Origin of the sequence: uncultured Cocleimonas sp. (genome assembly GCF_947495625.1) — a bacterium.
In the GTDB taxonomy this organism is placed as follows: Bacteria; Pseudomonadota; Gammaproteobacteria; order Thiotrichales; family Thiotrichaceae; genus Cocleimonas.
In genome coordinates this window covers 68,298-86,593 of sequence record NZ_CANLZW010000018.1, presented here as the reverse complement: position 1 = coordinate 86,593, position 18,296 = coordinate 68,298, and the positions used below count along the sequence as shown (strand labels likewise).

General features: G+C 40.5%; 19 protein-coding genes and 1 tRNA gene. 14 read left to right on the top strand and 6 right to left on the bottom strand.

All coding sequences use genetic code 11. The annotated features are described in order from the left end of the window. Positions 1–218: 218 nt before the first annotated feature. Positions 219–1,364 (top strand): hypothetical protein, encoded by a 1,146-nt coding sequence (locus tag Q1A31_RS11595; protein WP_299876509.1) that lies wholly within the window; start codon positions 219–221, stop codon positions 1,362–1,364. 23 nt (positions 1,365–1,387) lie between these two features. On the opposite strand, the gene Q1A31_RS11590 is transcribed toward Q1A31_RS11595, so the two are convergent. The 3 genes from Q1A31_RS11590 to Q1A31_RS11580 form a co-directional block, all read right to left on the bottom strand. After that, on the bottom strand, positions 1,388–1,738 hold the full coding sequence (locus Q1A31_RS11590) for a hypothetical protein (RefSeq protein ID WP_299876507.1): 351 nt from the start codon (positions 1,736–1,738) through the stop codon (positions 1,388–1,390). Positions 1,739–1,888: 150 nt separating this feature from the next. After that, complete coding sequence (locus Q1A31_RS11585; RefSeq protein ID WP_299876505.1) at positions 1,889–3,052, bottom strand: methyltransferase; 1,164 nt, start codon at positions 3,050–3,052, stop codon at positions 1,889–1,891. Between the two features lie 103 nt (positions 3,053–3,155). Then, complete coding sequence (locus Q1A31_RS11580) at positions 3,156–4,058, bottom strand: formylglycine-generating enzyme family protein (RefSeq protein WP_299876503.1); 903 nt, start codon at positions 4,056–4,058, stop codon at positions 3,156–3,158. A gap of 277 nt (positions 4,059–4,335) precedes the next feature. Here Q1A31_RS11580 and hflK point away from each other — a divergent pair, with 277 nt between their 5' ends. The 6 genes from hflK (at position 4,336) to Q1A31_RS11550 (ending at position 10,178) form a co-directional block, all read left to right on the top strand. Beyond that, on the top strand, positions 4,336–5,562 hold the full coding sequence (gene hflK, locus Q1A31_RS11575) for an FtsH protease activity modulator HflK (RefSeq protein ID WP_299876501.1): 1,227 nt from the start codon (positions 4,336–4,338) through the stop codon (positions 5,560–5,562). Further along, entirely contained in the window at positions 5,562–6,422 is an 861-nt protein-coding gene (hflC, locus tag Q1A31_RS11570) for a protease modulator HflC (protein ID WP_299876499.1), read from the top strand. Before hflK ends, hflC begins: the two co-directional genes overlap by 1 nt. A 72-nt stretch (positions 6,423–6,494) precedes the next feature. Further along, a complete protein-coding gene (locus Q1A31_RS11565; protein ID WP_299876497.1) occupies positions 6,495–6,680 on the top strand; it encodes a DUF2065 domain-containing protein in 186 nt (61 codons plus the stop codon). A 118-nt stretch (positions 6,681–6,798) separates the two neighbouring features. Next, positions 6,799–7,986 carry an ATP phosphoribosyltransferase regulatory subunit gene (locus Q1A31_RS11560; RefSeq protein WP_299876494.1) on the top strand — a complete coding sequence of 396 codons (1,188 nt, stop codon included), beginning with the start codon at positions 6,799–6,801 and terminating at the stop codon, positions 7,984–7,986. A gap of 108 nt (positions 7,987–8,094) precedes the next feature. After that, on the top strand, positions 8,095–9,390 hold the full coding sequence (locus Q1A31_RS11555) for an adenylosuccinate synthase (RefSeq protein ID WP_299876492.1): 1,296 nt from the start codon (positions 8,095–8,097) through the stop codon (positions 9,388–9,390). 98 nt (positions 9,391–9,488) lie between these two features. Next, positions 9,489–10,178, top strand: coding sequence for a 16S rRNA pseudouridine(516) synthase (locus Q1A31_RS11550; protein ID WP_299876491.1), 690 nt, complete (start codon positions 9,489–9,491; stop codon positions 10,176–10,178). Positions 10,179–10,241: 63 nt separating this feature from the next. Here Q1A31_RS11550 and Q1A31_RS11545 read toward each other — a convergent pair whose 3' ends face one another. After that, positions 10,242–11,156, bottom strand: a complete 915-nt coding sequence (locus tag Q1A31_RS11545) for a LysR substrate-binding domain-containing protein (RefSeq protein ID WP_299876489.1) — start codon at positions 11,154–11,156, stop codon at positions 10,242–10,244. A gap of 131 nt (positions 11,157–11,287) precedes the next feature. Here Q1A31_RS11545 and Q1A31_RS11540 point away from each other — a divergent pair, with 131 nt between their 5' ends. Beyond that, positions 11,288–11,632 (top strand): TusE/DsrC/DsvC family sulfur relay protein, encoded by a 345-nt coding sequence (locus tag Q1A31_RS11540; protein WP_299876487.1) that lies wholly within the window; start codon positions 11,288–11,290, stop codon positions 11,630–11,632. A gap of 260 nt (positions 11,633–11,892) precedes the next feature. Next, positions 11,893–12,675, top strand: coding sequence for a glutathione-dependent disulfide-bond oxidoreductase (gene yghU / locus Q1A31_RS11535; protein WP_299876485.1), 783 nt, complete (start codon positions 11,893–11,895; stop codon positions 12,673–12,675). A gap of 58 nt (positions 12,676–12,733) precedes the next feature. Here yghU and Q1A31_RS11530 read toward each other — a convergent pair whose 3' ends face one another. Both Q1A31_RS11530 and Q1A31_RS11525 read right to left on the bottom strand, forming a co-directional pair. After that, positions 12,734–13,111 (bottom strand): hypothetical protein, encoded by a 378-nt coding sequence (locus tag Q1A31_RS11530; protein WP_299876483.1) that lies wholly within the window; start codon positions 13,109–13,111, stop codon positions 12,734–12,736. A gap of 277 nt (positions 13,112–13,388) precedes the next feature. Beyond that, positions 13,389–13,478: transfer RNA gene (locus tag Q1A31_RS11525), tRNA-Ser, on the bottom strand. Positions 13,479–13,786: 308 nt separating this feature from the next. Between Q1A31_RS11525 and Q1A31_RS11520 the strand changes: the two genes are divergently transcribed. From Q1A31_RS11520 to Q1A31_RS11500, 5 genes are all read left to right on the top strand, one after another. Further along, the gene (locus Q1A31_RS11520) at positions 13,787–14,608 is read left to right on the top strand and encodes an SDR family NAD(P)-dependent oxidoreductase (protein WP_299876481.1); all 822 of its coding nucleotides are present in this window, start codon (positions 13,787–13,789) and stop codon (positions 14,606–14,608) included. Positions 14,609–14,678: 70 nt separating this feature from the next. Continuing rightward, entirely contained in the window at positions 14,679–15,404 is a 726-nt protein-coding gene (cmoA, locus tag Q1A31_RS11515) for a carboxy-S-adenosyl-L-methionine synthase CmoA (protein ID WP_299876478.1), read from the top strand. Positions 15,405–15,429: 25 nt separating this feature from the next. Then, complete coding sequence (gene cmoB / locus Q1A31_RS11510) at positions 15,430–16,443, top strand: tRNA 5-methoxyuridine(34)/uridine 5-oxyacetic acid(34) synthase CmoB (RefSeq protein WP_299876476.1); 1,014 nt, start codon at positions 15,430–15,432, stop codon at positions 16,441–16,443. Between the two features lie 149 nt (positions 16,444–16,592). Further along, positions 16,593–17,372 carry a ParA family protein gene (locus Q1A31_RS11505; RefSeq protein WP_299876474.1) on the top strand — a complete coding sequence of 260 codons (780 nt, stop codon included), beginning with the start codon at positions 16,593–16,595 and terminating at the stop codon, positions 17,370–17,372. A 45-nt stretch (positions 17,373–17,417) separates the two neighbouring features. After that, complete coding sequence (locus Q1A31_RS11500; RefSeq protein ID WP_299876513.1) at positions 17,418–18,281, top strand: ParB/RepB/Spo0J family partition protein; 864 nt, start codon at positions 17,418–17,420, stop codon at positions 18,279–18,281. Positions 18,282–18,296: the final 15 nt, after the last annotated feature.

The window sequence follows — 18,296 nt, the reverse complement described above, 5'->3', positions numbered from 1 at the left end:
TCTAAGAGGGCTAGTCTTCATACGCCCTTCTAGGGCGAACACAAAACCACGTTCTTAGAACGTGGATTTTTACTTTACGTTTTTAAAAAACAAAAACGTAATATCATTCAAAGTAGGGGGGTGACTTTCAACAGGGTAGTAAATCACTCAAATTTCTAAAAACAGCAATCTCTAAAAACCCCAATTTATAAAAAAATTTAACAAGTAGTAACTTAATTATGGACAGTATTTTTCTTTTAACCGTTGGATTTATATTTCTTGGTGCATTGCTATCCAATGTTTTGAAGTGGAGTAATAAAGATCGCGTTTTAAAAGACTTGCAGGGTTTTCATTCCACCATTGAAATGCAGAGCGGCAAGAAAGTCTGGGGGAAAACGAATATTTATTCGAATGGTATGGAGCTTCATTTTTCTAGATCAGCTTCAAATTCTTTAGGAAATCCTATCAACTCATTTATTTTCTACGGTGCTGACATCGATAAAATTCGCACTATATTCAGAAATCATAGTGAGTTATCGGAAAAGAATCAGGCCATAAGAGCAAAAGAGGTCGCCAGAGTTTCTAACCCTGATTTCATACATCGTTTATCACGTAAATTACGAATATTCTTTAGTGTATTCAATGATGCGATTGGTGAAGCGCTCAATGTCTTTTTAAGCCGCATGAAAGGTTCCGGTGGTGTGCTGTCTACTCAAGGTGATTACATTAAAAAAATGGGTACCACAGCCTTATCTTCCAGCGGTAACGAGTACGATCCTATTCTCGAGTCATATATCAATAAGCGAGTTAGTGTAAGCCTCGAAGACGAACATGGCAAAAACGAATACTGTGGTTACCTAAAAGAATATTCATCTGCCTGGATGTCGGTGCTCAATTGCTCTGTGACACATGCACATAAGATCGACTTGGATGATTTAACACGACTCTCATTACAGCGTGATCTGGATTTTCATTATAATTTATTTGAAGAGAAAGACGGTGAGTTTACTTTAGACGTTAAAATTGATTCTTTCGGTACAGAACCAATGAAACTGGTTGGTGTAAAAGGCGGAGACGATGATAAAGACGTCGCTGAAAAAACCAGAAATTACCAACATAAATTGAATAAAACCCTCAAGCAAGGTGAATCAATATCATTTACCTTGAAAAAGCTACCGACTGAAACGTTTGAAAATATGGATAAGGCATTATTGCCTTTATCTTTTGATATGGTTTCTGAAGCACGCAGAGAGGGTGAGTTGCCCGAGGAATATTTCATCCATCAAAAAATATTGCCTGAATTAAAGCTGGAAATAGAGTCGACCCATATTGCCGATGTTTATTTGCCACGAACAGTAGCTACCGTTAGGCACAGTGCCGCTTAACATAATGTAAGTATAAGATCTTGTTACGCATGTACCGTCATTTTGTGCGTTTCAATAACATCAGATTCGAAAAAGCTTATTAATAAATCACAAGTCTCTTCTATGCGTTTCTTTCTTTTTGGAAATGCAATGAATTGCGCTTTTTTCCAGTTTCCGATTTCAATTTTCATATCTTCAGAACTAAACATATAAATTGAGCCACTTTGATTCAAGTGTCGCATAAACCATGGTAATGCGACTTTAGTGATTTGGTACGCTTCTTCTTTGGCAGGATTGGTTTTGCTGTTTTCCTCTATCCATTCGTCCATTGCGATATCCAGTGTTTGCTGGCTAAAGACGAAACATATATTTGTATTATTGTTAGTGTTATTCATAGGGTTATTTATCAGAAAGAAAAAGTACTGCGTTAGTTAGTGTATCTGTAAGTATAGATTGAATGTTAATCAAATCAAACGAACAGTAAAAAGAACAATTAATAATTTAAAGTAAGCAGTATTAAAAAAGCCTCTTAAAGGTTGGGGGTGTCATTTTCTGTTTTTTGTGGCGACCAAGACCACAAATTTCTTGTTACTGGCGATAGTCTGACAATTGCCAAACAGCTTTTTCAGTTTTATATGGTAGGCAAGGTGTCGATTTCCGACTACCCAGAGTTCTCCGTTGTTTTGTAACTTTTGCTGGCTTTGTTTAAACATGGTCCAGGCGATATGATCGCCCACGGCATGTGCCTGATGAAACGGTGGGTTGCATAGAATCAGATCCGGTGCATTGCCTTTAAATTGATCAAGGCTGTTACTCATTACAAATTCTGCATCGTCAGCATTTTTATCGGTTGTTTCGTTACTGTAGTTAATTTTTGCAGAAGCTATTGCAGCGTAAGATTCATCAGTAAAGCTTATTTTTGCGTTGGAGATTAATTGTTTAGCCGCAATTCCAAGTATTCCGTTGCCGCAGCCTAAGTCAATGATATTAGGTGCTTGTTCTGTATATTCTCCATCTTGGTTTAAGTGCTTTTTAATCGTCTCCAGAAAAAAGCGTGTGCCGATATCCAGATGATCATTGGCAAAGACATTGGCAAAATTCTGTAGATTTATTCCAGATGATTCATCTTTAATGGTTTTCGGGTAGGGAGAAACGACATTATTTTGCTGGTCATTTTGTGCATAAATCAATCGTGCTTTTTTGGTTGCGCGCGAAGTCGTTGTGGTTCCGATAATTTTTTCAAACAGCTTGAGTGTCGAGGTGTGAATATGTTTACTCATGGCTGCGCCGATAATAACCGTTTTAGGGTGTATATGTGGCTTAAGTCGGCACAGTTGATCTTCTAATAACGATAAAGTTTTAGGTATTTTAATCAAAACCAGATCGTATATTCCTTCTGGTTCTTCTGTAGACGAAATTAATGTTGGACTAGCAGAAATTTGATTGAGAGATAGATTATGCGTGGTGGCAAGATGTGAGATAAAAGAATCAGACCAGCTATGCACTGAATATTCACTAAAGGCTAATGCAAGAGCACCAAAAGAATCATTGGCTAAAAGTGGGGGGGTGACTAAAAGATTAGAATGGTCTGTAAATACGGTTTCTATTAAAAGCTCATCTGCTGCATCCCAGGCACGAAGGGTATCGTTTTTGATTTTTGGCAGGCGTTCAAGCTGGAACTCACCATAATGTGTTTTTAAATTTTCCACGTTTTTCCTTGAAGATTTTTGCTCAGGTTAGGCTTGGTTTAGCCCTGTTTGTGACCTGGTTTAGATCGTGGAATTGTAGTCTAAAAATAGAATGACAGGTACGTTATAAATCTCTTACCACGCGAAAACCAAGATTGGTGTCCATTTCATCGTACAGACGCTTTTTTCTGGAAGCGCTACGTGAATGTATCGCTTCATCAAACCATGAGCCACCTTTGGTAACGATGGCAGAGCTTATATAACTACTATCGAAAGACCCGTCCCGGTTGCTGTTTACGTGAGAATCTCGCCAAGGCGTATCGGTAAACTCCCAGACATTCCCGTGCACTTCATGCAGTCCCCAGTTGTTAGGTGGTTTACAGCCTACATCCAATGCCGTTGCCATCGGTGAACACATGGGCAAAAACCATCGCTTTTTCTGCTTTGCTTCGTTGTAGGGAAAGAGTGAGTGGAAGTGCACTTCCTTGCAAGTGACCTCATCACCAAAATGAAATGCTGTATTTGTACCAGCACGAGCTGCATATTCCCATTCTGATTCTGTGGGAAATCGATAGTGTTGTCCGGTTTGTTCGCTAAGCCACTTAAGGTATAACGCGGCATCCGCCATTCGGATATTAATTACCGGCTTTTGTCCTTCAGACCAGATTAAGTCGTTGCGTAAAAACCATTCAGTGTCTTCACGAAATTTTTCAAAATCCTCTGCGGTTACTGTAAAACGACCGATCGCAAACGGATGAGTGATGCGTGTGTAGTGTTGTGGGTATTCTTCAATTGAATGACCAAATTCATCACGATTAGAGCCCATTTCATATTGGCCAGCGGGAATAATGGCCAGCTCAGGTCCTTTGCCACCAATCTTTAAATCATCCGCAAAGTAGGGGGGTAGGTTTAATTTTTTCGCAGTTTCCTGTTGTAGAGCTTTGATTTCGTTCTCATCAAGCTCCGGCACAAATTTCGAAGAATTTAAGGCGCTATTAACCGGTTCTGGAATAGTTGAAGTATGCATATAAAAACAAGCTATATTAATAAGTGCTTATATTATCGCTCCAGTCTTGAATAAATTTCAAGAGTTAGATCAAGAACAGTAAAGTTTATTGACCATAATCAGTATTTATTTTTATTATCTCTATTAAATCTCATGAATTTTGCAAGAACTTTATGCAAGAGCTATAGCAAGTGTGTACAATCGCGGTTTTGGATTTTACAAAATTTAAGGCGATGTCCTTGAGAGTTGTATTCGAATCCCCATAATTAAATAATCTTAAATTTTGGAGTAATAGTGTATGCCTTGGAATGAACCAGGTGGCGATGATAAAGACCCTTGGAGTAAAGGTAAATCGGGTGATGAATCTAAAGGAAGCTCTAAAGGAAGTCCGAAAGGAAATTCCAAAGGCAACCCCGTAGATAATATTGAAGATATCACGCGTAAAATGAATGATAAAATCGGTGGCTTATTCGGGAAAAAGAAATTGGGCAGTGGTAATGGTCCAAGTAGTACTTCTCTAGTAATCATTGGTCTTGTGGCTATGGCTGCATGGCTGGCAACCGGTTTCTACACAGTTGATTCTGCACAGCGTGGTGTTGAATTCAGATTCGGTGCATTTACCGAAACAACCCTTCCTGGCCTGCATTGGCACGTACCTTACCCAGTCGATACGGTTGAGCTTGTTGATATAGATAGAGTTCGTACAGCAGAAGATCGTACGCACATGCTGACACGAGATGAAAATATCGTCGATTTAGGTGTTGCTGCTCAGTACAAAATCAAGAATGCAGAAGATTACCTATTTAATATCTACCTTCCAGATTACGAAAGAAACCAATCAATTGGTACACTTTTTCAAGTAATGCGAAGTGCAGTAAGAGAGATTGCAAGTCTCAATACCATGGACTCTATTTTGAAAGAGAATCGTGGCGCGATCGCTCCTGATACTCGTGTTGTTATGCAAAAAGTCTTAGATGACTACAAATCAGGCTTGGAAGTTGTCAAGGTGAACGTAACTTATGCTGAAGCCCCAAAGCAAGTTAAAGATGCATTTGATGACGCCAACCGTGCTCGTGAGGATCTGGATAAATTCAAAAATCAGGCTGAAACATATGCAAACAGTGTTGTTCCTATCGCGGAAGGTAAGGCTTCTCGCCTAAGTGAAGCGGCAACTGCATACGAAAGTCAGGCAATCTCAAAAGCAGAAGGTGATGCTTCACGTTTCACGCAGCTAGTAGCTGAATATGAGAAAGCTCCTGATGTAACAAGAAAGCGTCTTTACCTGGAAACAATGGAAAGCGTTTATGCAAATACAACTAAAATCATGGTTGATTCAAAATCAGGTAATAATTTATTGTACTTGCCATTGAATCAATTAAATACGTCAAAACCATCAAGCAGTAATTCGGATGAATTTGACCCTGCGACTGCAGGTTTAGTAGAGCAGGCGCTTAGAAATCAAAGAGCTCAGCAGACCGGTAGTATTCGCGATGGTGTAAGAGACGCAACGAGAGGATCACGATAATGAAAAATATAGTAATTATTGTTATCGCTGTTATCGTATTTATTTTTGCTACGGCAACTTATACGGTAGATCAGCGTGAGACTGCGATTAAATTCCGTTTCAAGGAAATTGTAAAAACAAACATAGAACCAGGTTTGCATTTTAAAATTCCTTTTGTGAATACAGTAGAAAAATTCTCTAAGCTTATTTTGACGCTGGATGCACAACCTGATCGTTTCTTAACGGGTGAGAAGAAATACGTACAAGTAGACTTCTTTGTTAAATGGCGCATCGCTGATGCGGATACATTTTATCGTGCAACTCGTGGTGACTTGAATCGTGCGCAAAATCGTCTTGAAAGTATCATGAAAGATGGTCTGAGAAATGAATTCAGTACACGTACCGTTAAAGAAGCAATAACGGGAGAGCGTGGTGAAATTATGACGGAACTTCGTGATAAAGCATCGGAATCTGCCAGGTCTCTGGGTATTGAGATTGTTGACACTCGAGTGAGTCAAATTGACTTTCCCGAATCTGTTAGTGAATCTGTTTATGAAAGAATGCGTTCTGAAAGACAACGTGTAGCTCAGGACTTCCGTTCTCGTGGTAAAGCTGAAGGTGAAAAGCTTCGCGCTATTGCTGATCGTCAGGCAGTCATTATTGAAGCAAATGCTTATCGTGATGCTGAGAAAATTCGTGGTAACGGTGATGCTAAGTCTGCTGAAATCTACGCGAAGGCCTATCAGAGAAATCCAGAATTCTACGCTTTTTATAGAAGCTTAGGCGCTTATAAGAAGTCGCTAGGTAATGGCGGAGATATTATGGTTATCGAGCCTGATGCTGAGTTCTTCAAATACTTTAAAAATCAAGGTGGGCAATAGCCCGCTTTGTATTTAGTAGTATTTTACCTCCATAAAAATTTACTAAATTTAGACTTTTCTGGTTAAACCTTCATGAATTGGCACGATTTACTCAATGCGATTGCATTATTGTTAATTCTTGAAGGTTTATTACCTTTTATAAAACCTGAAAGTATTAAGAAAATTTACCTCGCCATGTCGCAAACCCCTGAAAGTTCCTTGCGTATGATTGGTTTGGCAAGTATTGTTGCTGGTCTTGTTTTGCTATACTTAAGTTAAAACCGATCTAAAACTAAGTATACCTCCGCTACTAACCCGTTTAGTTTCAGAGCTACTTTTACAACTACTCTTACTCTTGTAATTAGATATCCCATTATTTTTATATGAAACAACTGTTATGAATACGTGGTTACTTCCTGAGGGCATCAATGAGTCACTTCCTGATGATGCAGAAAAACTAGAAAAATTACGCCGTCAACTTGTAGACCGTTACGCAACATGGGGATACCGTTTGGTTATGCCTCCTATGGTTGAGTACTTAGAGTCTTTACGAGCTGGCATGGGCACTCAATTAGACTTACAAACGTTTAAAATTACTGATCAACAAAATGGTCGGATGATGGGCGTACGTGCCGATATGACACCACAAATTGCGCGTATCGATGCACATCGAATCTCAAAAGGTGATAGCAAAGCATCAGTTAATCGCTTATGTTATATCGGAACAGTTTTAAGAACGCGCAGTGCACAACAAGGCGGTTCTCGATCGCCTGTACAAGTGGGCGCTGAGATTTTTGGCCACTCGGGCGTAGAGAGTGATTTCGAAATCATCTCATTAATGCTGGATACTCTACATAGCATCAATGTTACTGAGTTGGTGTTAGATATTGGGCACGTGGGTGTCGTCAACGGTGTTGCTGAATATGCCGGTTTAACTAAAAACCAACAGCAAAACTATTTTGATATGTTGTCTCGAAAGTCTATTCCGGAAATTAATGTCTGGGTAAAAGAACAAGGGTTTTCAGATTCTGTTGGCTCAATGCTTGAAGCACTTCCTCTACTGATTGGTTCTAATGACGTTATAGAAACGGCTAAAGAACGCTTGAAAGAAGCAGGCCAACCTGTTTTGGATGCACTACAGCATCTTGAGAACATTACTCAGTTAGTGAGTAATAACTTCCCGGAAATCAAAGTAAATATCGACTTGGCAGAGATGCGTGGTTATTCATACCATACTGGTATTATGTATACCGTTTATTTGCCTGGACGTGGTGAATCAATCGCGAATGGTGGTCGTTATGACGGTATTGGTGAAGCCTTCGGTAATAATCGTCCTGCGATTGGTTTTAGTACCGATCTGCGAACACTTGCTTCAATGATGAAACATACAGAGAAAAAGTCTAATGCGATTTCAGCGCCATTTGCACTAGATAAAGACCTTGATCAGTTAGTCAGTGAGCTTCGCCAACAGGGTGAATGTGTAATACGACAGTTAGATGAGAGTTCTACGGCGGTTCCTGAGGAACAGCGTTGTAACCGAAAGATTGAGAAGCAAGGTGATAACTGGACAGTTGTCGCAAACTAAACCTCATCAGCATTAACCGCCTTATGCATAAACGCTTATAAAGGCAGAAAAGTTAACGGCTGGCGAAAGAACATTATTGTGTTAGGTAAATAGTAAGGAATTGAGAAGATGGGAAAGAATGTTGTAGTGCTAGGAACCCAATGGGGTGACGAAGGTAAAGGTAAGATTGTTGATCTACTAACAGAAGACGCTTCAGCAGTAGTGCGCTTTCAAGGTGGTCACAATGCCGGTCATACTTTGGTTATCGATGGTAAAAAAACCGTACTACACCTTATTCCATCAGGTGTTTTGCGCGAAGGCGTCGAATGTATCATTGGCAATGGGGTGGTATTAGCACCCGATGCGTTACTAGAAGAAATGCAAATGCTAGAAGCTGAAGGAGTGCCAGTAACAGAGCGCTTAAAGCTATCAGAAGCTTGTCATTTAATCCTTCCATATCATGTCGCATTAGACCAAGCCCGTGAAATTGCGCGTGGAAACAAAGCGATAGGTACTACAGGCCGTGGTATTGGCCCAGCATACGAAGATAAGGTTTCACGTAGAGGACTTCGCCTTGGTGATTTACTAGATACCGAACGTTTCACAGAAAAGCTCAAAGAAGTGATGGAATATCACAATCACGCGCTTAAACACTATTACAAAGCCGAAGAAGTTAGCTACGAAACTGTCTTGGAAGAAAGCTTAATCATGGCGGAAAAATTACGTCCTATGATCATTGATGTGCCAAATACGCTTCATGTTATGCGTAAAGAAGGCAAAAACATTATGTTTGAAGGCGCTCAAGGTACATTGTTAGATATTGATCACGGTACCTATCCGTATGTGACCTCTTCAAGTACTTCAGCGGGTGGCGCGAGTACAGGTTCTGGCGTGGGTCCTCAAAATTTAGATTACATTTTAGGTATCACTAAGGCCTACACTACACGAGTTGGATCAGGCCCATTTACGACTGAATTATTCGATGATATAGGAAAACACATTGCTAAAGTAGGCCAAGAGGTAGGTGCAAGTACAGGTCGTGACAGACGTTGTGGTTGGTTGGATGTGGTTTTATTGCGTCGTTCATTACAAATCAACAGCATCACAGGTCTATGTGTGACCAAAATGGATGTATTGGACGAACTAGAAACGATTAAGATTTGTACGGCTTACGAACTTGACGGCGTGCAGATGGAAGTACCACCAATCAATACACCTGAATTTGCGCGTTGTACGCCAGTATACGAAGAGATGCCGGGTTGGCAGAGTAAGACTTTCGGTATCACTGAATACGATGACCTTCCAGAAAAAGCAAAAGCTTACCTGGCGCGTATGTCTGAGTTATTGGAGACACCGATTGATATCATTTCAACCGGTCCAGATCGTGATCACACAATGATTATAAGAAATCCATACGAAGTTTAATGCTTCGTAGCTAATGCCCTCTCAGGAGGGCATTTTTATTTCCGTTTTATTTTTTTCACTAAATTTAAAGTATAAATTTATTACCAAGTACCATTCAAATGCGCTTAGATAAACTACTCTCTAGTTCCACTGCTTTCACTCGATCCTTAGCCAAAGTTGCGATTAAACAAGGCAAAGTTAAAGTTGATGGTGTGGTTGTGAAAAACCATGGTCAAAAGATTGCTGAAGATGCATTAGTTGAATATATGGGCGTCAGTATTAAAAAGCCTAAACCGCAATTCATTATGTTCCACAAACCTGCCGGTGTGGTATGTGCCAATAGCGATGAAGATCATCAAACAGTGTTTGATGCATTAATGCTTCCTCGAATGGAAACGCTACATATAGCAGGACGCTTAGATATTGATACAACGGGTTTACTGCTAATAACAGATGATGGGCAGTGGTCACATCGTGTTACCTCACCTAAACACAATCATTCAAAGAGCTACCTGATTGATTTACACTCGCCGATCACAGATAAACAAGTTCGGATTTTAACTGAGGGTGTTCAACTCAAGGGTGAACCAAAACGCTGTCTCCCAGCAAAAATAGAAATAATTTCAGAACTTAAGATCCGCATGATAATAGGCGAAGGTAAATACCACCAAGTGAAACGCATGATGGCTGCAGTGGGTAACCATGTAGTTAAACTTCATCGTGAACAGATCGGAAATATCAAACTCGATGAAAGCCTCAAAGAAAACGAATGGCGCGAATTAACGGCTGAAGAAATCGAGCTAGTTTAAAAAAAGGCCTCAAAAGTAGGGGGGTGACTATTTCGTTCTAGTACTTAATCTAAGTATTTATAGTTAAGGCGCAACCAAACCCTCCTGTTTCAATACACTACTCTGAAAAAGATCAATAAAACGCTGTTGATGCCGGCGTAAATACTTATCTTTTTTATAGGCGATCTTGGTCGTTTCCCATGGAAATAATTCACTGAGGTCTCGCAATACCAAGTCACTGTCTTTGTCAGTCACATAGGTCATATTTGCAATCACACCGACACCCATTCCACTACGCACATAGGTTTTGATAACGTCGGTGTCGGCTGCACTCAGCACAATTTGAGGTTTCAATCCCGCTTTCTTAAAGGTTTCATTAAATACTTCTCTACCTGTAAATCCATGTACATAAGTGACAATTGGGTAGTTGCTGAGTTTTTCTAGCGTAATATTATCGGTCTCCAATAAAGTACTGTCTTTTAGGGTGATCAAACTTCTATTCCAGTTATAACTTGGCATACTCACAAGGTCCTTGCTCTCGCTAAGCGCTTCAGTGCAAATCGCAAAATCAACTTCATCGTGAAGAGCTTTCGTAACCAGTTGTTGTGGAGTTCCCTGATGGATTTGTAATTCAACCTCGGGGTATTCCTGGCTAAACGCTTTAATCACAGGAGGTAAAATGTATTGCGCCTGAGTATGGGTGGTGCCAATGCGGAGCATGCCTTCGAACTCATTGATGTGGTCGTGAGCGATTTCCAGAATACTATTGGCATTGGCTAAAGTGCGATACGCATAATCAACGATTTCATCACCCACTGGTGTTAAGCCCGCTAAACGTTTACCTTTACGATTAAATAACTTAACTCCAATTTCTTCTTCGAGACGGCTGATTTGTTGTGATACAGCAGATTGGACCAAATGCAATTGGTCGGCGGCCTGACTGATATTCAAATTATTTTCGACGACTGATATCAGTGACTTAAGCTGTTTCAGATCCATGATATTTCCCAATACTTTCTATATCATAAAATATGATATTAAATTAAATATAATCATTTTACGTGAATTAGTCTCTGCTGTAAATTTCACCTCATTACTTAATCTTTGCTAAGAAAAAACTGGATAATATTATGAGAGCTTCTACATCACCTTTAAAAACTACAGATACATTTATCTTATCGTTATTTGATGAAGACGATTTTATGACAAACCCTGATTTATGGACGCGATCAATTGCGGAACAACTCGCTGCGAATGCCGAGATAGACGAGTTAACCGAAGAGCATTGGGAAATTATCGAATTTATCCGTGATCGTTACATGCGTTTGGGCGCTATCCCACCAATGAGCCGTGTATGTAAAGCATTCGGACACGAAAGAGATGGTGTGCGTAAATTATTTGGTGGATGTCTACAGCTCTGGCAGATCGCAGGATTGCCTTATCCGGGTGAAGAAGCAAAGACATATATGATTTAAATTCTTTTAGAAAAGTGGCTAAAAGTACGGGGGTGACATTGTCATCCCTTTTTTTTGTATAAAAAAAGTGGTGTTGAAAACTGATTATTTTAGTGACCTGATTGAGAAAATTAGACTATATTTTTGCCGAACCTCGTATTTTTTAATAGTCCAATAGAGTTTATCAACCGTAAGTGTAATATCTGCTATCAAAGCTGTAGAAATTTGCAGTTAGGTTGATGGTAGTTTAATTATAAAAGTCACGATAATAGGAATTAGCAATGAGTAATAAAGAATACACGCCCCCAAAAGTGTGGACATGGGATACTGAAAGTGGCGGTAAATGGGCGAGTATCAATCGCCCGATTGCGGGTGCGACTCACGAGAAAGTATTGCCCGTTGGTGATAAACCCTTACAGTTATATTCACTAGGTACGCCAAATGGCGTGAAGATTACGGTAATGCTGGAAGAACTGTTAGCTCTAGGTAAAAAAGAGGCGGAATACGATCTACACATCATCGATATTGGTGAAGGCGAGCAATTCGGGTCCGACTTTGTGAAGCTTAATCCGAATTCAAAAATCCCGGTATTGCTTGATCAATCAAAATCACCTGCGCAATCGGTGTTTGAGTCCTGCGCAATTTTGCTCTATCTCGCAGAAAAATATAAAGCTTTACTACCGGAAGACAGTGTTGATCGCATGGAGTGCATTACCTGGTTGTTCTGGCAGGAGAGCAGTGCGTCATTTCTTGGTGGTGGTTTTGGTCATTTCTACAAATATGCACCATACCCCATGGAATACCCGATTGATCGTTATACGATGGAGACCAAGCGACAACTAGATGTGCTGGATCGTCACTTGGCAGAACGTGAATATATGTGCAAAAGCGGTTACTCAATCGCTGATATCGCTATCTGGTCTTGGTACGGACGTGTAGCACTGGGTGATGTTTATGATGCAACTGAATTTCTAGATACAGCTTCATACGAGAATGTGCTGAGATGGGCTGAGGCTATTCAACAAAGAGAAGGCGTCCAAAAGGGATTAGAGTCTGCCCTATAGATTTTGCTTTCGTTTTTCTGAATCAAAAGATATGAATCTTTTGATTGAGTTCAGATAACTATTTTTTCTTGGGTGAAGGGTTTTCATCCGTACGAGTAAATGTTGCTAATAGTGAAGAGTCATCTCTGAGTTCCGCCAAACCTTGTTCATTAACAATGAGATAATATGACTGCTTCTTATCTGGGTCTGTTGAAGGGGTGCATTCTAGTAGTAACTCTTTCTCTTTAGAGCCTCTCCAAAAACAATGCCAATCAATTTTTTTAGGTTTTGTGCTAACAAATACGGCTTTCCCTTCAAATCCCACCACTATTTTTTCTATGCCTAATTGATTGTCGGTATCTGTTTTCCAGACTCCAGTGCCTGAATGCCGAGAGCACGCTGTGAGTAACAGAATCGATGAGATAAATAGCAAAAAGTGAGATTGTTTAAATTTCATGTTTATGGGGCTGGAATGTAAAAACGTAATCTAACATGTGCTAAGCAGATGTTCTTTGACTTAGGTTGTTTTTTATTATGTCAGCGTATCGTTGATGGATGTTAAAAAAGGGCGTAAAAGTAGGGGGGTGATCATTTTATCCTCTTTTTATTAGCTCCCTTCTATCGCCAGTGTCGCTGACACTCGGATCGAAACGGTTTTTGTCTTCCAATCCATCGTTTCTGTTCAATATAAAAAAAGCCCACTAGACAAAATACTTAGTGGGCTTTTGTATATATGGCGGAGAAGGAGGGATTCGAACCCTCGGTACCGATAAAGGTACACCCGCTTTCCAAGCGAGCTCCATAGGCCACTCGAACACTTCTCCGTATGCTTTTAGCAAGGGTGCGCAGTTTATTCTGTTTTGATAAGTGTGACAAGTGAGATGTATTTTTTAGCACCCTTTGTATAGAAAAATAGCTTAGCCGAAGCTTTGCTGAGACAACGTTGGAACATTGTGACGACGACCCGAAGGGTGAGGTTTTCATTTAATAATATGAAAAAAACCTCATAAAAGGTGGGGGGTGTCATTTTTCCTGTTTAAAACGAGCATTATCAATAACTCATGTCTGGACGCTTCGTCATGCTTATGCAATTATTACCAGTCCTTTTTAACGATTGTTAAAGTACTTTCTCATGAATCAACAAAGCTCTAAAAATACCCCCGAATTAACTGAAGATTACCAGCAACTGCTCGATTATGTTCCAGCGGATGGATTGTTGAAGGATCGCGTTATTTTAGTCACGGGGGCCGGTTCTGGTATTGGTAAAGAAATATCATTGGCGTATGCGCGTTTTGGTGCAACGGTGGTGTTGTTGGGAAAAACACTGAAAGAACTGGAAGTCGTCTACGATGAGATTGAAGAGGCAGGATACCCTGAACCCGCTATCTACCCATTGAATATGGAAGGTGCGGTGACAAAAGATTATCAGGATATGGCGGCTACCATCGAAGATAAGCTGGGTGGACTAGATGGTATTGCGTTAAATGCGGGTTGGTTGCCAGCATTTATCCCATTCAAAGAATATGATCTTGAGTTATGGTCGAAAACGACAATGGTAAACTTACACGCCAACTTTTTAATTACTCAAGCGTGTTTGCCGTTACTTGAAGCCTCTAAAGATGCGGCGATTGTTTTCTCTGCGCATGATTCACGCAAAGCCTATAACGGTGCTTTTGGTATCGCTAAAGCGGGTTCACAGGCAATGATGGATATATTGGCTGATGAATATGATCTGCCGGATAATTTCATTCGTGTGAATAGCATTGATACAGGTCCAGTCGACACTCAAATGCGTCGCATGAACTTCCCGGGTGAAGATATGACACAGGTTGCAAAGCCTAAAGCTTTAGTCGGACCTTATTTGTACTTTATGGGCCCAGATGCAGGAAAACGAACCGGTGAGAAAATTACTTTTGGCAAATTATCTGTTGATACAAAATGGCCGGGTGCTTAAGCTTTTTTGCATAGGCTGCTTTTAGTTATTATCACTTTTGCGCATTCTTTTACTCACAATCTAGTGACTCATGAAACAAGATAATATTTTCGCTAATAATCAAAAAGTCGTGGATTTCGCTTTTGACGATTCTGTGGCGGATGTGTTTCCTGACATGATTCGTCGATCAGTGCCTGGATATGAAACGGTCATTTCCTTACTAGGTGTTTACGCTGGCCAGTACGCCAAAGATAATAGCAATGTATATGATCTTGGTTGCTCCTTAGGAGCAGCTACTTTGGCGATGCACCGACAAACATCATCACGAAAGTTGAAGCATATTTGCATCGATAATTCTGAGGCAATGGTGAAACGCTGCCAATCTCGTTTGGCTCGTCACATGCCTGAGTCTGATTTAGACGTCCTGTGTGAAGATATCGAGAAATCAGAGATTAGCAATGCGTCTTTAGTGGTAATCAACTTTACTCTGCAGTTTCTTTCTCCTGAGTCGCGCTTAAGCTTATTGAAAAAAGTTTACGAGGGTATGTTGCCAGGCGGAGCGTTGATCTTATCTGAGAAAATTATTTTTGATGACGAGGAAGAGAATCAACAGCAAATCGAGTGGTATCACAATATGAAGCGCTCGAATGGCTATAGTGATCTTGAAATCAGCCAAAAACGTGCGGCTTTAGAAAATGTAATGATTCCTGATACCCTGGAACAACACCAGACCCGTTTGCAAGAAGCTGGTTTTTCTCAGTCTTACCAATGGTTTCAGAGCTTTAATTTTATCTCTCTAGTTGCTTTGAAATCTTAATCAAGAATAAAGAAAGAATATAGTAATGCCTGAAAACATGATTGTTAATTTTGAAAGCTTGTATGCTGATCTGCAAGAGAATGACTTTGTCGAATGGCAAGAAGTACTTCCGCAGCAACTATCTGCTATTTTTGAAAAGCGACAACACGGCAAGAAGGAAGAGTGGGAAAGCATTCTTCAACAACTACCAGATATTCAGGCATCTAGTATTGATATTTCCGCGGATAAAGTAAGAATTGGTTCAGTTGAAGATTGCGATCATGAAACTAGTGAGTATTTGCTTTTACTGCTCAAAAAGTTACACCCCTGGCGCAAAGGTCCTTATGAATTATTTGGTATCCACATAGATACAGAATGGCATTCAGACTGGAAGTGGCAAAGAATTCAATCGCATTTAACGCCTTTAAAGAACCGAAGAGTTTTAGATGTCGGTTGTGGTAACGGCTACCACATGTGGCGTATGCTGGCCGATGGCGCAAAGTTGGTGGTTGGTGCTGACCCTAGCCAGTTTTTTCTCGTACAATTTCAGACTTTAAAGAAATACGCGGGTGAAAAACCTATACACCTATTGCCCTTCAAAGGTGAAGAGTTGCCTGCATTCAGTAAGGTATATCAGGGCAAAGGCTTTGATACGGTATTTTCAATGGGGGTTTTGTATCATCGCGTTTCCCCCATCGAACATTTACAAGAACTCAGAAGTTTTTTACGCGCAGATGGCGAATTGGTGTTAGAAACATTGGTCATCGAAGATGAATCAAATTCAGAGAGCCATGAGTTGTTATTGCCCGAAGATCGTTATGCGAAAATGCGTAATGTCTGGTTTTTACCCACCCCCCCACTTTTAGTGAGAATGTTAGAAAGAGTGGGTTTTAAAAATGTACGGGTAGTCGATATAAACCAGACCAGTATTGAAGAGCAGCGCTCGACGGACTGGATGGAATTTGAGTCACTACAAGATTTTCTTGACCCTAAAGATCATAATAAAACCATAGAAGGATATCCTGCACCCAAAAGAGCGGTCGTTATCTGTAACCGTTAAGATTCTTGAAAATACGTCCAACGATTAAGTCGATAAAAAAAGTGGCTAAATGTAGGGGGGTGACTTTTTATGATCACTATATCTACCCTTAAGCCCCAGTTTTTGATACTGTGTGCAGACTTAATAAAACCAAAAACAGATCAATCGATATGACTCAAATAATTGCCGTTGCTAATCAAAAAGGTGGTGTTGGTAAAACGACCACCAGCGTTAATTTGGCGGCCTCATTGGCGGTTATTAAGCGCCGTGTGTTAATTGTAGACATGGATCCTCAAGGTAATGCAACTACTGGTATTGGTTTAGATAAACACGAAATGCCGGTGTATTTAAGCGATGTTCTGTTGGGTGATGCAAAGGTTGAGGAAGCGATTCAAACTATCCCCAATATGTCTGTGTCTGGTTTAGCGGGTGGTCCTGATCTAACTATTGCTGAACTTGAAATGATGAAAATGGGTGATCGTGAATACCGCCTGCAAAAAGTATTACAGTCAATAAAAGGCAATTACGATTACATCATTATAGATTGTCCACCTTCACTCAATATGTTGACGGTAAATGCTTTAGTTGCAGCGAATGGGGTGCTTATTCCCATGCAGTGTGAGTATTATGCGCTGGAAGGTCTTTCTGCATTGATAGGTTCGATAGAAACCATTCGTAGCAACTCGAATCCAAAGCTGGAAGTCATCGGACTTTTAAGAACGATGTACGATCCGCGTAATAATCTGTCGCGTGATGTTTCTAATCAATTGGCCCAGCACTTTTCTGATACCTTGTATAATACGTCGATTCCACGCAATATACGTTTGGCAGAGGCGCCAAGTCATGGTTTGCCAGCATTGATGTATGATAAGCGATCAAGTGGCGCATTAGCTTATTTAGCGCTTGCAGCTGAAGTCATCCGTAAAGAATCATCTCGACAAGCTGCTTGATAGTAGTTGTTTAAGTCAGTCTAATAATCTTCGATAGGGAATTTGATAATGGTAAAAAAACCAGGACTAGGTCGTGGCTTAGACATGCTACTAAGTTCGGCTGTAAAAGATGACGCTGCAAATAAAGACAGCGAACTAAAGAAACTACCCGTTGAAAAAATCAGAAAAGGTGAGTATCAACCACGCTTATCCATTGATCCGGATGCGCTTCAAGAGCTTGCAGAGTCGATCAAAGCACAAGGATTAGTTCAGCCTATTGTCGTTCGTAGAATCGATGGCGGTGAATATGAACTAATTGCTGGTGAGCGTCGCTGGCGTGCGTCTCAAATAGCGGGTATGCATACGATTCCTGCGATTATCAGAGATATTCCTGATCAGGCTGCAGCTGCAATGTCTTTGATTGAGAATATTCAACGTGAAGATCTCAATCCACTGGAAGAAGCGATTGCAATGAGCCGTTTGATTGCAGATTTTGGTTTGACACATCAGCAGACGGCTGAATCTGTGGGGCGCTCCAGAGCCGCTGTGAGTAATCTATTGCGTTTGCTAGACCTGGAAGAAACCACCAAAGAGTTATTAGATTCAGGAAAACTTGATATGGGCCATGCGCGAGCGTTGTTGGCTTTATCAGGTACTAAACAGGTTGAAACGGCACATATTGTTGCCAGGAAAGAGCTGTCTGTTAGAGAAACTGAAAAGCTGGTAAAGAAAATAGCGAACCCCGATCTCGCTGCCGATAAAAAGACACCCGTGAAGAAAGCCTTGGAAGTGCAAAAGCTTGAAGAGTCCTTATCGCAAACCCTGGGTGCTCAAGTGGCCATTCAATATAACAATAAGGGCAAGGGCAAATTGGTTGTTGAATACAATAATTTAGATGAGCTTGATGGTATTCTCGAACATATAAAATAAACAAAGATTACTTTT